At 64.5% G+C, this 14,831-nt stretch carries 15 protein-coding genes; 9 read left to right on the top strand and 6 right to left on the bottom strand.

Annotation, left to right across the window (positions count from 1 at the left end):
- Positions 1 to 24: 24 nt before the first annotated feature.
- Positions 25 to 687, top strand: a complete 663-nt coding sequence (locus ACPJXG_RS07610) for a TetR/AcrR family transcriptional regulator (RefSeq protein ID WP_425253859.1) — start codon at positions 25 to 27, stop codon at positions 685 to 687.
- A gap of 96 nt (positions 688 to 783) precedes the next feature.
- The gene (locus ACPJXG_RS07605; protein WP_425253858.1) at positions 784 to 1,155 is read left to right on the top strand and encodes a hypothetical protein; all 372 of its coding nucleotides are present in this window, start codon (positions 784 to 786) and stop codon (positions 1,153 to 1,155) included.
- A gap of 61 nt (positions 1,156 to 1,216) precedes the next feature.
- On the opposite strand, the gene ACPJXG_RS07600 is transcribed toward ACPJXG_RS07605, so the two are convergent.
- Positions 1,217 to 2,713, bottom strand: a complete 1,497-nt coding sequence (locus tag ACPJXG_RS07600) for an acetyl-CoA hydrolase/transferase family protein (protein ID WP_425253857.1) — start codon at positions 2,711 to 2,713, stop codon at positions 1,217 to 1,219.
- 159 nt (positions 2,714 to 2,872) lie between these two features.
- Between ACPJXG_RS07600 and ACPJXG_RS07595 the strand changes: the two genes are divergently transcribed.
- Complete coding sequence (locus tag ACPJXG_RS07595; protein ID WP_425253856.1) at positions 2,873 to 3,766, top strand: LysR substrate-binding domain-containing protein; 894 nt, start codon at positions 2,873 to 2,875, stop codon at positions 3,764 to 3,766.
- A gap of 51 nt (positions 3,767 to 3,817) precedes the next feature.
- Here the strand turns inward: ACPJXG_RS07595 and fucP are convergent, their stop codons facing one another.
- On the bottom strand, positions 3,818 to 5,119 hold the full coding sequence (gene fucP, locus ACPJXG_RS07590; RefSeq protein WP_425253855.1) for an L-fucose:H+ symporter permease: 1,302 nt from the start codon (positions 5,117 to 5,119) through the stop codon (positions 3,818 to 3,820).
- 303 nt (positions 5,120 to 5,422) lie between these two features.
- Here fucP and ACPJXG_RS07585 point away from each other — a divergent pair, with 303 nt between their 5' ends.
- Positions 5,423 to 5,656 (top strand): DUF3563 family protein, encoded by a 234-nt coding sequence (locus tag ACPJXG_RS07585; protein WP_080698581.1) that lies wholly within the window; start codon positions 5,423 to 5,425, stop codon positions 5,654 to 5,656.
- Between the two features lie 109 nt (positions 5,657 to 5,765).
- Positions 5,766 to 6,293 (top strand): NADPH-dependent FMN reductase, encoded by a 528-nt coding sequence (locus ACPJXG_RS07580; protein WP_425253854.1) that lies wholly within the window; start codon positions 5,766 to 5,768, stop codon positions 6,291 to 6,293.
- Between the two features lie 58 nt (positions 6,294 to 6,351).
- Here ACPJXG_RS07580 and ACPJXG_RS07575 read toward each other — a convergent pair whose 3' ends face one another.
- The 4 genes from ACPJXG_RS07575 to ACPJXG_RS07560 all read right to left on the bottom strand — a co-directional run bounded on the left by ACPJXG_RS07575 (position 6,352) and on the right by ACPJXG_RS07560 (position 11,098).
- The gene (locus ACPJXG_RS07575) at positions 6,352 to 8,058 is read right to left on the bottom strand and encodes a lactate permease LctP family transporter (RefSeq protein ID WP_425253853.1); all 1,707 of its coding nucleotides are present in this window, start codon (positions 8,056 to 8,058) and stop codon (positions 6,352 to 6,354) included.
- A 93-nt stretch (positions 8,059 to 8,151) separates the two neighbouring features.
- Positions 8,152 to 9,597 carry a LutB/LldF family L-lactate oxidation iron-sulfur protein gene (locus ACPJXG_RS07570; protein ID WP_425253852.1) on the bottom strand — a complete coding sequence of 482 codons (1,446 nt, stop codon included), beginning with the start codon at positions 9,595 to 9,597 and terminating at the stop codon, positions 8,152 to 8,154.
- Entirely contained in the window at positions 9,594 to 10,310 is a 717-nt protein-coding gene (locus ACPJXG_RS07565; RefSeq protein ID WP_425253851.1) for a LutC/YkgG family protein, read from the bottom strand. Before ACPJXG_RS07565 ends, ACPJXG_RS07570 begins: the two co-directional genes overlap by 4 nt.
- The gene (locus tag ACPJXG_RS07560; protein WP_425253850.1) at positions 10,307 to 11,098 is read right to left on the bottom strand and encodes a (Fe-S)-binding protein; all 792 of its coding nucleotides are present in this window, start codon (positions 11,096 to 11,098) and stop codon (positions 10,307 to 10,309) included. Before ACPJXG_RS07560 ends, ACPJXG_RS07565 begins: the two co-directional genes overlap by 4 nt.
- Positions 11,099 to 11,250: 152 nt before the next feature.
- Here ACPJXG_RS07560 and ACPJXG_RS07555 point away from each other — a divergent pair, with 152 nt between their 5' ends.
- The 4 genes from ACPJXG_RS07555 (at position 11,251) to ACPJXG_RS07540 (ending at position 14,655) form a co-directional block, all read left to right on the top strand.
- Positions 11,251 to 11,949: a FadR/GntR family transcriptional regulator gene (locus tag ACPJXG_RS07555; protein ID WP_402718997.1), complete on the top strand. Its 699-nt coding sequence runs from the start codon at positions 11,251 to 11,253 to the stop codon at positions 11,947 to 11,949.
- 108 nt (positions 11,950 to 12,057) lie between these two features.
- The gene (locus ACPJXG_RS07550; protein WP_425253849.1) at positions 12,058 to 13,077 is read left to right on the top strand and encodes a GGDEF domain-containing protein; all 1,020 of its coding nucleotides are present in this window, start codon (positions 12,058 to 12,060) and stop codon (positions 13,075 to 13,077) included.
- A gap of 81 nt (positions 13,078 to 13,158) precedes the next feature.
- The gene (locus tag ACPJXG_RS07545) at positions 13,159 to 14,178 is read left to right on the top strand and encodes a helix-turn-helix transcriptional regulator (RefSeq protein ID WP_051958896.1); all 1,020 of its coding nucleotides are present in this window, start codon (positions 13,159 to 13,161) and stop codon (positions 14,176 to 14,178) included.
- Positions 14,179 to 14,241: 63 nt separating this feature from the next.
- The gene (locus tag ACPJXG_RS07540) at positions 14,242 to 14,655 is read left to right on the top strand and encodes a hypothetical protein (RefSeq protein ID WP_425253848.1); all 414 of its coding nucleotides are present in this window, start codon (positions 14,242 to 14,244) and stop codon (positions 14,653 to 14,655) included.
- Positions 14,656 to 14,831 lie beyond the last annotated feature (176 nt).

The following is a 14,831-nucleotide window of genomic DNA, read 5'->3' as shown; positions in this document are numbered from 1 at the left end:
TCATAGAGTCGCCAGGAAAGAGTCGTGGACAAGAAGCTGACCAATATTCAGGAAAGAAAATTACGCGAGGCGCAGGCGCGGCGCGAGCACATCATCGACGTCGTCAAGGATCTCATCAAGAAGGGTGGCGCGCGCGCCGTCTCCATCCGCAAGGTGGCCGAGGCGGCCGGCTTTTCCACCACCGTCGTGTACGCCCTGTTCCGCGACAAGGCCACCCTGATCGCCCAGGCCATGGACAAGGATCTGCTGGAACTGGTGCGCGCCATGCGCACGGCCTGCGCCACCAGCATGGACCCATGGGAACGCATCAGCCTGATCGGCCGCGCCTACATCGAGTACGGCTTCCAGCATCCCGACGAATACTCGCTGATCTTCATGGAGCTGCGTCCGCACGCGGAAGTGGACGCCGTCGAAGTGGAGCACGGCAATATCGAGCAAGACCCGTACGCCTATGCGCTGCACCTGTTTACCGAACTGGCGCAAGCAGGCCAGGTACGCCAGGATCCGCCGGCACTGCACACGATGACGCAAATCTTCTGGCAATCGCTGCACGGCCTCGTGTCGCTGCGCATCGTCATGGATGCGGGCGACCCATGGACGCCGCACCCGGAAATGAACGCACATATCGACGACTTGCTGGCCGTCGTCACGACAGGCATCCGCCTGCGCTTTGCGCCGGCTTCCTGACGTTTGATCCAGCGCAAACTGCCCCCGTCAAAAAAGCGGACAGTGGGGTGATGCCGCCTGCACTGATGCAACGCGGTTCGCGCGAAGGAGTGCGAGATGAACGAAGCCTATGCCACGGACCGGCTTGACAAACAGCAAAGCGCGAACAATGCTGTACGCATGGAAGCGCGCCTGACAAAACTGGAAACGGATCGGGAACATGACCGGCAATGGTTCAAGACGCTGGAACAGCGTCTTGGCGACGGCCTCGATAAGGTACGCACGGAATTGCACGACGAATCACAGCTGCTGCGTGCCGACCTGACGCAATTTCGCGGCGACTTGCGCGGCGACTGCCACGCCCTGCGCACGGAACTGGGCGACATCCGCAAGCACATGCGCACCCATTTCCTGTGGTTCATGGGCATACAGGCCACCACCACGTTTGCCTTGCTGGGCCTGGGCGCCAAGGCGCTGCACATGTACTGAGAAAAAGTAAAGGCAGGCGCGGTGCCGCACCGCCCTGCCCTGTCTTTGCGCTGACGAAGATTTACTGCGCTGCCAGCATGCTCTGCGTTTCCTGGTAGCGCGTATGCCACGACAGCGCCTGTTCCAGGATGTGCGGCGTGTGACCGCCGCGCTGGCATGCCGCGTCGTAATAGGCACGTAGCTGCGCGCGGTAATCGGGATGCGTGCAGCGCTCGATGATCAGCGGCGCCCGTTCGCGCGGCGCCAGGCCACGCAAGTCGGCAAAACCCCATTCCGTCACCAGCACGTCAACGTCATGCTCCGTGTGGTCCACATGCGAGACCATTGGCACGACGCTGGAAATGCGCCCGCCCTTGGCCGCCGATTTCGACACGAACATCGACACTTGCCCATTGCGCGCGAAATCGCCCGAGCCGCCGATGCCGTTCATCATGTGCGTGCCGCACACATGCGTGGAATTGACGTTGCCGTAGATATCGAATTCCAGCGCCGTGTTCAGCGCGATGATGCCCAGGCGGCGCACGATTTCCGGATGGTTGCTGATCTCTTGCGGGCGCAGCACAATTTTCGAGCGGTAATGGTCGATATTGTCCATCAGCTTTTGATGCACGGCGGCCGACAGGGTGATCGACGAGGCCGAGGCGAATGCCAGCTGGCCCGAATCGAGCAGCTCAATGGCGCTGTCCTGCAACACTTCCGAATACATGGTCATATTGCGGAAAGGCGAGCCGATCAGGCCATGCAGCACGGCGTTGGCGATGGTGCCGATGCCCGCCTGCAGGGGCAGCAGTTCCGGCCCCATGCGTCCGGCCGCCACTTCGCCCTCCAGAAAGGCGATCACGTGGCCGGCGATGGCTTGCGTTTCCGCGTCGGGCGGCAAGGCGTTCGATGGGCTGTCGGGGCTGTCCGTGATGACGATGGCGGCGATGCGGGCCGGGTCGATGGCAATCGCCGTGCTGCCCAGGCGCTGGTCCACGCGCGTGAGGGGAATCGGTTCGCGCCCCGGCAAATTTTGCGGAATATAGATGTCGTGCAAGCCTTCCAGCGCCAGCGGCGTGGACAGGTTGATCTCGATGATCACCTGCGTGGCCTGCTGGGCAAAGGCGGCGGAGTTGCCCACCGACATGGTCGGGATGATGGCACCGGCCGCCGTGACGGCTGTCGCTTCGATGACGGCGATGTCGACGGCGGCCAGGTTGCCCGAGCGCAGTTGCTCCGCCGTTTCCGACAGATGCTGGTCGATGAACATGACTTCACCGTTGTTGATCTTGCCGCGCAGCACAGGGTCGACCTGGAACGGCATGCGGCGCGCCAGCACGCCCGCCTCGGCCATCAGGCCATCGCTGCCATTGCCCAGCGAAGCGCCCGTGATCAGGGTCAGGCTCAGCGGGTCTTGCAGGGCGCGCTCGGCCAGCGCGCGCGGCAGGGCCTTGGCGTCGCCGGCACGGGTAAAACCGCTCATGCCGACACGCATGCCGCTGTGGAACAATTTGGCTGCCTCATCGGCGCTCATGATTTTGCCGAGCAAGCCTGGGTGGCGGATACGGTCCTCGTACATCGTGATGCTCCTGATCTTCTCATATTCTCAAACTGGATGGCTGTCATACACCAGCCCCATAAGTGGATTCAGTATAAAATCCCGCCTACATGCATGGCATGAATTAATTTCGTCATATCCAGTCGATATTTTCATGCTTTGCCAACGCCGAGCCTCCTCTTGGATATCCGTTCCCTGCGCTATTTCGTCGAAACCGTGCGCCTGTCGAGCTTTACGCAGGCGGCCGAATCGCTGCACCTGACCCAGTCGACCATCAGCAAGATGGTGCGCCAGCTGGAAGACGAGGTGGGCGCCCAGCTGCTGGTGCGCGACGGGCGCAAGCTGACCCTGACGGATACGGGCCGCATCGTCTACCAGCACGGCCAGGAAATGCTGGCCAATATGCGCCAGCTGACCCTGGAAGTGCGCGACACGCAGGCCTTGCAGCGCGGCAGCCTGACGGTCGGCATCCCGCCCATGATCAATGTGCTGTTTACGCCCGTACTAAAAGCCTTCCGCGCGCGCCATCCGCATATCAGCCTGACCCTGCAGGAAGACACGGGCCAGCAGATCGAGCGCAAGGTGGCGGCCGGCGAGCTGGAAATCGGCATGACGGTGCTGCCGGCCGACCCGGAACTCGATCTCGTGGCCGTGGAAGTGGCCAACTATCCGATCTGGGCCCTGGCCGAGCCGGGCACCTTCCAGAAAAACCGCACGACCCTGCCCTTCAAGGCGCTGGCCGACTTGCCGCTGGTGCTGTTAAAAGATGATTTCGCGCTCACGCGCAGCCTGCGCCAGCATTTCGCGCAAGCGGGCTTCACGCCGACCATCGCGGCGCAGAGCGGGCAATGGGACTGGCTGGTGGCCATGGCCTCGGCGGGCCTGGGCGTGGCCCTGCTGCCCGAGCCCTTCATCCACCGCCTGGCGGGCGAGCCATTGGAGGCCGTGCGCATCGTCGAGCCGGAAGTGGCGTGGCAAGTGGCGCATATCTGGAGCGGGCGCTATCTGTCGCATGCGGCGCGCGCCTGGCTCGAGGTATGCCAGGACGTGCTGGGCACGCAATTCGCTCATTAATGCAAAAAAGGGTGGCCGAGGCCACCCTTTTGCTTGATCACGCCACCTTGCTTACTTGGCGCTGTCGTTGTACATGCTGGCGTACTTCCAGCCGAAGTACAGAATGAAGGTGTAGCACACGGCCGGCACGAGGAAGGACAGTTGCAGGTTGATGTGGTCGGCCAGGAAGCCCTGAATGAACGGCACGATGGCGCCGCCGACGATGGCCATGCACAGGATGCCCGAACCTTGACCCGTTTGCGCGCCCAGCTTGTTCAAGGCCATGCTGAAGATGGTCGGGAACATGATGGAGTTGAACAGGCCGACGGCGATCAATGCCCACATGGCCGTGTGACCGCTGGAGAACACGGCGACGAGGATCAGCGCGATGACGACGGCGGCGTTGAAGGCCAGGGTCTTGCCCGGGCTGACATAGCGCATCACGGCAAAACCGACGAAGCGGCCCAGCATGGCGCCACCCCAGTAATAGCTGACGAAATAGGCGGCGTCGGCGTGGCTGAGGCCCGCGATATGGCTCTCGCCCAGGAAGTTGATCAGGAAGCTGCCGATGCTGACTTCACCGCCCACGTACAGGAAGATGGCCAGCGCGCCCAGCACCAGGTGGCGGTGCGACCAGATCGAGACTTTATTGCCATCTTGCGCCAGGGCAGCCGCATCGTCGGCATGCGAAATCTTCGGCAATTTTGCCAGCGCAAACAGCACGGCCAGGATCACCAGGGTGGCGGCCAGCACCAGGTACGGGCCTTGCACGGAGGCCGCTTCCTTGGCGCGGTAAGCCAGTTGCTCGGCGGCCGGCAGCAGGTCGAACTGCTGCACCGTCAGCACGGTGCCCGACAAAATCAGCATGCCGCCCAGCGCAGGCGCCACGGTGGTGCCCAGCGCGTTGAACGCTTGCGTCAGGGTCAAGCGGCTCGACGCCGTCTGCGGGTCGCCCAGTTCCGTCACGTACGGGTTGGCCGCCACCTGCAGCACGGTGATGCCGGCCGCCAGGATGAAGAAGGACAGCAGGAACAGCGCATAGCTGCCGGTGGACGCCGGGTAGAACATGGCGCAGCCGGCGGCCGCGATCAGCAGGCCGGCGACGACGCCGCGCTGGTAGCCGATTTTCTTGATCAGCATGCCTGCCGGCAGCGAGACGATGGCGTAGGCACCAAAGAAGCAGAACTGCACCAGCATCGCCTGGACATACGTCAGGGTGTAGATCGAACGCAGATGGGGGATCAGCACATCATTGAGCGAGGTCAGCAGCCCCCACATGAAAAACAGCACCGTGACAATGATCAGGGCGCCTGTATTGTTTTGCGTGCCGGCCTGTGCGCGCGATGCGTCCAGCCCCTGCTTTACGTGTTCCATACTTTCTCCATTGTTCTATCCAAGATTGTCGTGCCCTCCCCTGGCCCATCGCTTGCATGGACGCCGCCAGGCAGCGGCAGCGCTCGTGTTTGAAAGCAACATCTTCGCAAGGCCGAGCGCGTAGTAAAACTACCTTGCTGCGGCCGCATTATGCCCGAAAGGCCCCGGATTGCGCAGGTTTCACATCAATTATTCGATAATTGAATAGCTGACATTCGAAATCAAAAGTAGCCTTATAACTTGAAACCGCTATACTTATATTGCAGTGCAGCACAACGCGGCACGCCACTAAAGGAGTCTGCCATGTCTACCGCATTTACTTACCACACCACGCAAAACAGCAATATCGTCGCCACCCTGGTCCACGCCGCCAAACGCGTCGGCGCCTGGCTGAACCAAAGCAGCGACCGCCGCGAGCGCGCTTACGAAGAAGCGTATCTGGCCGAATCGACCGACCGTTACGACCTGGAATACCGCATGCGCGAACTGGCCCGTGCCAATCCACAGCCTAGCTGGATGAGCGGTCTGAGCCGTTAAGATTGACGCAGCATTGCCGCAGTCCCCAGTCGCTCAACGGCTGTAGCAACATCGATAGCGCCATCCTGCTCGCCTTGCGCTTGAGCACAGGATGGGCTATACAGGCGGGATGCACACGCCCATTACCATCCCCGCCATCGCCGGCAGCCTGCGCGCCGCCTCGCTGAACACCGCCCTGTTGCGCGCCATCGCCACGCTTGCGCCAGCGCCATTCGACATCCGCATCTATCCGGGACTCGGGCAATTACCCCTGTTCAATCCCGATCTCGACGCCGACTGCTTGCCTGCCGTGACGGGCCTGCGCGACGCGATCATCGCGGCCGACGTGCTGATGCTGGCCAGTCCCGAGTACGCGCACGGCGTGAGCGGTCCCATGAAAAATGCGCTGGACTGGATGGTGGGAAATGAATCGTTCATCGACAAGCCGCTGGTGCTGCTGAACGCCTCGCCGCGCGCCACGCATGCACAGGCGGCGCTGCGCGAAACGGTGCGCACCATGTCGGCGCGCCTGATCGACGAGGCCTGCATCAGCCTGCCCTTACTGGGCTCGGGCCTCGGTGCGGAAGGCATCGCCGCGGACCCGGCATTGCGCCGGGCCATCCTCGGTATGCTGCAGTGCATCAGGTCATTTTCATGACCCTCTGCACGTTTTACTATCAATTCATCTAGTTTTACTACGTACTTCTACGGACCGCTCAATGCGGGATCATGCCCGTGAACACGTACGCCTGCAGCATGGTGATGATGCCGATGATGACGGCAAACAGCAGGCTGTGCTTCAGGGTAAAGCGGAACAGGTCCGACTCCTTGCCCACCAGGCCAGTGGCGGCGCAGGCGACGGCGATCGACTGCGGCGAAATCATCTTGCCCGTCACGCCGCCCGTCGTATTGGCCGCCACCAGCAAGGTGTCGGACACGCCGATCTGGTGCGCCGTGGTGTTTTGCAGGGAGCAGAACAAGGCGTTCGACGACGTGTCGGAGCCCGTCAGGAACACACCCAGCCAGCCCAGGAACGGCGAGAAGAACGGGAAGGCGGCGCCGCTGCCGGCCAGCAGCAGGGCCAGGGTGGACGACATGCCCGAGTAATTGGCGACGAAGGCAAACGCCAGCACCAGGCCGATCGACAGCACGGGACGGCGCAATTCCACCACCGTTTCGACGAAGGCCTTGATGCCATCGCGCGGCTTCATGCGCAGCATCCACATCGACAGCACGGCCGTCAGCAAGATCGCCGTACCCACGGCCGACAGCAAATCGAGCTTGAAGACGGCGTCATACGCCTTCGGTTCCGCCACGATGGGCATGGTCTTGATCACCAGTTTATCGAGGTAAGGCACGTGGATCTTGACGACCAGGCTGGCCAACGCGCCGCCGGCGGCGAACAGGGACTTGAAGCCGGGCAGGCTCCAGACGGTGACGATGGCCGTCAGCAGGCCGAAAGGCGCCCAGGCGCGCGCCGTTTGCGCCAGGGTGTAGGGCGAGGCGGCGCGGCTGCCGCTGCCGCGCAAGTCCGCATTGCCCGCGCCGCCGCCAAAACCGGACAGCGCAGCGGCGCCGCCGCCGACGGCGTTGACCACCTTGGCATTCTTCGGCTGCCACACTTTCAGGAACAGGGTCAGCGACACCAGGCTGACGAGGGCCGAGGTGATGTCCGGCAGTTCAGGGCCGATATGGTTCGAGGTGAAATACTGGGTGACGGCGAAGCTGGCGCCCGTGACCAGGGCGGCCGGCCACACTTCGCGCACGCCGCGCACACCATCCATCATGAAGACCAGCCAGAAGGGCACGGCCAGCGACAGCAGCGGCAACTGGCGGCCCGCCATGGCGCCGATCAGGAAGGGGTCGATGCCCGTCACCTGGCCCGCCACGATGATGGGGATGCCCATGGCGCCAAAGGCCACGGGCGCCGTGTTGGCGATCAGGCACAGGCCTGCCGCATACAGCGGGTTGAAACCCAGGCCCACCAGCAGGGCCGACGTGATCGCCACGGGCGCGCCAAAACCGGCCGCCCCTTCCAGGAAGGCGCCGAAGGCAAAACCGATCAAGAGCACCTGCAGGCGCTGGTCGTCCGTGACCGACAGCACGGAGGCGCGGATGATCTCGATCTGCCCTGTTTTCACGACGATTTTATACAGGAAGACGGCCGTGACGATGATCCAGGCGATCGGCCACAAGCCGTACGCAAAACCGTAGCCGGCCGCCGCCAGCGCCTGCGGCACGGGCATGCCGTAGGCGAAGATGGCGACGGCCAGCGCCAGCGCCAGGGTGACGGCCGCCGCCACGTGTCCCTTGATACGCAGCGCCGCAAGCGCGATAAAGAAGAAAATGATGGGCACGGCTGCCGCCAGCGACGACAGCCACAAGCTGCCGAGCGGTGTATAAAGTTGGGTCCAGGTTTGCATGTCGGGTCTCCTCCGGTGGATGCGGGTTGATTGAAAAAACGGCTTTTGATGTAATTGTGTGTAGCGTGTTTTTTGCGGTATGGCGGAGCGGCGCTATTCTTCCTGCCCCCGTGCATTGAGCAAGTCGGCCAGGCTGCGCGGCGCCGGCGTCAAGGGCTTGCGGTGCTGCGTCCAACCCAGCTGAGCGCGCGGCGTCAGCAGGCGCAGGCGCGTGGCGGCCCAGCGGAACAAACGGTAGCTGGCGGGGCGCGCGAAGGCGCCGCTCCAGAAACGCCAGATCAGGCTTTCGCCGCGGCTGAACTTGGCACCCTGGCCGCGCAGCGGATGCGCCACTTCCTCGTTCGGATTGCGGTTCGCCTCCGTACGCAGGCGCACCAGCAGCTGCGGAATCGGAATGCGCACGGGGCACACTTCGCCGCAGGCGCCGCACAGGCTCGACGCGGTGGCCAGGTCCGCCGTCGCAGCCAGTCCCAGCAAGTGGGGCGAAATGATCTTGCCGATCGGTCCCGGATACGTGGTGCCATAGGCGTGGCCGCCGATACGCGTATAGACGGGACAGTGGTTCATGCAGGCGCCGCAGCGGATGCACTGCAGGGTGGCGCGCAGTTGCTCGTCGGCGTAAGCCTGGCTGCGGCCGTTGTCGAGCAAGACCAGGTGCACTTCGCGCGGGCCATCCAGCTCACCGGCGCGGCGCGGGCCGGAAATCAGGTTGAAATACGTGGTGATGGCCTGGCCCGTGGCCGAGCGCGTCAAGAGGCTGGACAGCGGCACGATATGTTCGAGCTTGGCCACGACTTTTTCCATGCCCATGATGGCGATGTGCACCTCCGGCACGGAGGTCGTCAGCCGGCCATTGCCTTCGTTTTCCACCAGCCACAGGGTGCCCGTATCGGCCGCCGCGAAGTTCACGCCCGACAGGCCGATGTCCGCCTCGACAAAGGCCTGGCGCAGGGCGCGCCGCCCCGTCTGGATCAGGCTGTCGACGTCTTCCGTGTAGGGCGCATCGGGAATGTGCTCGGCGAACAGGCCGGCGATGTCTGCCTTGGTCTTGTGAATGGCCGGCATGACGATGTGCGACGGTTTTTCGCCGGCCAGTTGCACGATGTACTCGCCCATGTCCGATTCCAAACACGTCATGCCGCGCGCTTCCAGGTAGTGATTGAGCTCGATTTCCTCGCTGGCCATCGACTTGCCCTTGATGAAGCGCGTCGCCTGATTACGCTGCGCAATGGCGTGGATGATGGCGTTGGCCTGCTCGCCATCCTCGGCCCAGTGCACCTGCACGCCAGCCGCCGTCAGCCTGTCTTCCAGCTGCACCAGCAAATCGGGCAGGTGCGCCAGCGCGTGCTGGCGCACGGCTGCGCCGATGTCGCGCAGGCGTTCCAGCTCGTCGCCATCGGGGAATTGCGTCTTGCGCTTGTCCTGTAAAAAATCCATGGCGCCGCGAAAACTCTGGCGCAGTTTCGGGTCGTCCAGCGCGGCGCGGGCGCGCGCATGGAAGTCGGCCGGCTTGACGAATTGCAGGGGCTTGGCGTTCATGGCTGGCCTCCTTCATGGGCAGATAAATCATCGATCATCAGCACCCACAGCCAGCGCGGGCCGTGCGCGCCATAGGCCAGCGTTTGCTGGATATCCGACGTTTTCGAGGGACCGGACACCAGCACCAGGTTGGCCGGCATGCCGTCTGCCCAGCGCTCGGCGCGCGCCGCCGCATGCAAGTCCGCGTGCAAGGTGCTGGTATAGACAAGGCAAATGTGCAGCGGTGGCGCCAGCGACACCGTGCGCGGCGTGGCCGCGTCGGGCGCGATGACCAGGGTGCCCGTGGCGGCGATGCCGGATCGCGCGACGGTGAACCCCGCGTCGACGGTGTCAAACAACTCACCCTTCCACTGCGCCAGCGGGCGCTCAAAGGACAGCGTTTCCACGCCAGCGGGCAAGGCGGCGCGCAAGGCCTGCCCTTCGGCGCTGCCGGCATCGAGCAGCAAACGGCGCACGCCGTGTTCACCGAGGCGCTGCGCCAGCAGGGCCGGCCAGGCATCGCTACTGACGCAGTCGACCTGCGCGTGCGAGGCGCGCAGGGCTGCCTGCATGGCGTCGAGCTGCTGGCGCGGCGACTGCGGCGCGGCGGCACGGCGCGCCAGATAGTGCTGGTCGATGGCCGTATCGATGACATCCACCGTCTCGGGCGCGGTGGGAGCCGCGGCGCGCAAGCGCCCCAGCATGCGTTCGCGGGCGGTCAGGATCGCGCTCATGCCGCGCCTCCCGTACGGCGCCACAGGAAGCTGGCCATGTGTTCGACGGGCAGCGGCGCGCCCTGGTGCTGCGCGGCGTGGCCAATATTGAGCAGGCAGCCGCAGTCGGCCGAAACGAGCCGGTCGCAGCCCGTGGCGCAGGCCGAGGCGATCTTGTCGCTGACCATGGCGCCGGAAATATCCGGATGTTTTAATGAAAACGTGCCGCCAAAGCCGCAGCATTCCGATTCGCGCTGGTGTTCGATGCGCGTCACGCCGGGCAAGGCGTCGACCAGGGCCACGCCGTGCAGGCGCGTGCCCATCTCGCGGCGCGCCCCGCACGAGGTGTGCAGCACCACGTTTTCATCGGCCTGCCCGGCGGCAGCCAGGCCGGCCAGGTCGAGCTGCAGCACGCAGACGAGAAACTCGCTCAGCTCATACACGCGTTCGGCCAGTTCAAGCGCCTTGGGGCCGGCGACGGGGTCGTCGTGGAACAGCTGCGGCCAGTGGTGGCGCATCATGCCGGCGCAGGAACCGGACGGCACGATCACGGGCCACGGCTGCGCAAACAGGTCGAGCTGGGCGCGGGCCACGGCACGCGCCTGTTCCGGGTTGCCGCTGCTGTAGGCAGGCTGGCCGCAGCAGCTCTGGCCGCGCGGATAGTGCACCAGCAAGCCTTCCCGTTCCAGCAGACGCACCGCGTCGAGCCCCGCCTGCGGCACGAACAGGTCGACCAGGCAGGTGGCGAACAGGTACACCTGGAGCGGTGCGGGTGGATAGCGGCGTGGCTGGCGCGGGTCTGGCTGCATGAGTGTGTCTCCCCGGCGCTCTGTGTGTTGCTGCGGCGCCGCTGTGTGTTGTTAAGAATGACCGGTTCACGCATAATTCCAGCTTCCGCGAGCCACTTCAAATTGCTCGGACCACTTTAAAACAACACCGGAAGACAGCGATGGCGACAGGCATGCAAACGCGGGGCAGGGTCGAGATGGTGATGCGCCGGCTGGAAACGGCCCTGCTGGACGGCAGCTTGCCTGCGGGCGCGCAACTGCCGGCCGAACGCCTGCTGGCGCAGCAATATGCGGTTTCGCGCAATACCGTGCGCGAAGCCGTGCAGCGGCTGGCGGCGCGGGGCCTGGTGCGCAGCCGGCGCGGCGCCGGCGTGTTCGTGACGGATCAATTGCGCACCGGCATGGCGTCGCCGTGGAGCCAGCTGGTGGCCGACCACCCCGCCCTGCGCGACGACATCCTGGAATTTCGCCGCGTGCTGGAAGGGGCGACGGCCTACTTTGCGGCGCAGCGGGCCAGCGGCGACGAGCGCGCGCAGATCATGGCCTTGCTGGCCGAGCTGGAACAGGCGCGCGCCAGCGACGACAAGCACGGCGAGGCGCAGGCCGATGCCCGCCTGCATGAAGTCATCGCGCAGGCGTCGCACAACACCATGTTTTTGCATTTGCACACCAGCATCATCGGCATGCTGCGCGAACACATCACCATCAATGGCACGGGCTTGCGCCAGCAGGACGAGGCCACCTCGCTGCAACTGCTGTCGCAGCACCGCACCCTGTGCGTAGCGATCTGCGCCAGCCAGCCGGAAGAGGCGCGCACGGCCATGCAAGGCCACATCGATTTCGTGCGCACGCGCGTCACCAGCGACGAATAAGGGCCACTGGTAGGACCAATCCAATACGCAGGATGGTGGGCAATGCGTCGCGGCTTGTCGCAGGGCCGGGCAAGAATGGGATCCCGATTCGCTATCCGACAGGTTTCCATGCATTTGCACCATGCAACTGACGATCTCCGCAAGCCGGCGCCGCTTCCCTTGCTGGCGCTGCATGCCGGCGCCAGCGCCAGCTTTGCCGTCGCGCTGCTGCCGCCCGCCGGCTGGCCGCTGGGCCTGGCCTGCTGCCTGCTTATCCTCGCCATGCTGCTGCGGGCCTTGCGCGCACCCGCAGCACAGCCTGGCAGCGCCGCCTCCGGCACCGCGCTGCTGGCGCTGGACCTGCTCGTATTCCTGCTCTGCTATGCACTGCGCGACGCCGACGCCGACTGGCACGCGACCGCCTTTTGCATCCTGCTCGTCGCGCCCTATGCCGGCGTCACGCGGCACCTGCTGGCCGGCGCCGGCCTGGCCATCGTGGCAAGCCTGGCCTGGCTCGGCCTGCAGGATAACTTTCAAGCCGGCAACGCCGCCACCTTGCTGCTGCTCAACCTGACCGGCCTGTGCACCAGCCATGGCCAGCAGCGCCAGCGCCGCGCGCAGGTCCTGCAACACGCCATCCTCGCCGAACAGGCCGTGCGCGACCACCTGACCGGCTGCTACAACCGCCGCTACCTCGACGAGCACTTGCTGGGCGCCGAACTTGCCCGCTCACAACGCCATGGCCTGTGCCTGACGGCCATCCTGTGCGATCTCGACCACTTCAAGCGCATCAACGACGCCCACGGCCATGCTGCGGGCGATGCCGCGCTGCGCAACTTTGCCGCCCTGCTCGGCAACGCCACGCGCCGTGGCATCGACAGCGTGGTGCGCCACGGCGGCGAGGAATTCCTGCTGATCCTGCCTGAAACGGACCTGGCTGGCGGCGTGCGCCTGGCCGAACGCCTGCGCGACGGCCTGGCACAGCACATCGGGACGACGGCCAGCTTCGGCGTCGCCTCGCTCGCGTGTACGCCCGGCAGCCCCGCGCCCGGCGCCCCCACCCTGGTCAATGCCGCCGACCGCCTGCTGTACCAGGCCAAGCACGCGGGGCGCAATTGCGTCAGGGCAGCCATGCTGGACACCCTGTAATTGCCATCGAATCAATGTTACCATTCGTTAACTTGTGTACTTATCAGTACACATCCTGCCACTGAAGAGAACGGAACCACCATGTCTGAACACGCGCCCCGCCCTTCCACCATCATGCGCCAATGGCAAATGCTGCGCCTGATACCGCCGGCGCCACGCACCATCACCGTCGCCGAATTGCACGACAAGCTCAAGGCCATCGACTTTGCCATCGGCATCCGCACCATCCAGCGCGACTTGCTCGACCTGGCCGAGATTTTCCCGCTGACCAATCCAGTCGACAGCAAGCCGTTTGGCTGGTGCTGGATGGAAAATGCGGCCCGCATGGACATGCCGGGCCTGTCGACGCCGGCAGCGCTGACCCTGGCCCTGATGGAACAGCACATGCGCCATGCCTTGCCGCCGTCCACGCTCGACAGCATGCAGCCGTATTTCAGCGCGGCGCGCCAGACCCTGAACGCGGCCAGCGAGCGCGCCAGCGCGTCCGCCTGGCTGGGCAAGATACGTGTCATCGCCCCCATGCAGCGGCTGCTGGCGCCCGACATCGACGAAGCTTGCCAGCGCACCGTATATGAAGCGCTGATGCAAAACCGCCAGCTCAAGCTGAGCTACAAGAAGCGCGACAACGACAATCCCGTCAGCTATGACGCCGTCCATCCGCTGGCCATCGTGCAGCGCGGCCAGTTGCTCTACCTGGTCTGCCTGTTCGCCGACTACAACGACGTGCGCACCCTGGTCCTGCACCGCGTGCAGCAGGCGGAAATGCTTTACCTTTCCGCGCGCGCGCAGCCGGGCTTTGACATCGATGCGTATATTGCTTCGGGTGCCATGGGCATCCGCGATGGCGAACCGCTGCTGCTCGAAGCCGTGTTTGCCCGTCGCAGCGGCGAGCACCTGTACGAGACGCCGCTGAGCGCGGACCAGCAATTGCAGGAACGCGCCGATGGCTCGCTGCACCTGACCGCCACCGTGCCCAGCACGCGCGAACTGCAATGGTGGTTGCTGGGCCTTGGCGATGGAGTGGAAGTGCTGGCGCCCGCCGCGCTGCGCGACCAGATGAAAAACACCATCGCCAGCATGGCCAGCCGCTACGCCGCCTGACGATGGACCCCGGCGGCGGCGAAAACTGCTACCATCGCGCGCCGCCACTCCTTTCATCCGCCCATGACCGTCCTCAGCCACACTCATCCGCTGGTACACCAGCTGGAAAACGACTTGCTGCCCCTGTTTCGCGCCGCCCTGCCGTCACTTGCGGCCGCTGCACCACAGGCGCTCGCCTCCGTCTTCGCCTTTTCCAGCGGCACGGCCAGCGCCTTCCAGGATTATCATTTCGGCATTTCTTGCCTGCTCGAAGCAGTGTCCGAAGATGCCCCGGAAGAAGTCGCCCTGCTGGTCAGCGTCACCGGACTCGCGTCGGGCGCGCGGCTCAGCGCACAGGTCGTCTGGGGCCAACCCTCGGGCCAGGTGGAAATGCAGGCCGAGCTGGATGCTGGCGACCTGCAGGCCTTACATGCGGCTCTGCCTGGCCTGCTGGCCAGCTTGCAACATTCAGCCAGCCGTGGCGCACCAGCAATATGACAGGCGCATGAAAAAGTGCCAGGAAACAACAACTTACGCTTTCCGCCGCGCAACTTTATTGACTTCCACTAGTCCTAGCCCCTATCCTTTCAGTTACGTTTGGTGAGAATGTGTGCATGGTCAGACGAACATGCCCGCAAGCCGCCTTGCCTCCATAAAAGTCCATTCCGCATTTT

The organism is Janthinobacterium sp. NFX145 (assembly GCF_049810325.1).
Lineage (GTDB): Bacteria > Pseudomonadota > Gammaproteobacteria > Burkholderiales > Burkholderiaceae_D > Janthinobacterium > Janthinobacterium rivuli.
The sequence above is the reverse complement of the archived record's forward strand: the minus strand, read 5'-3'. Positions and strand labels throughout refer to the sequence as shown.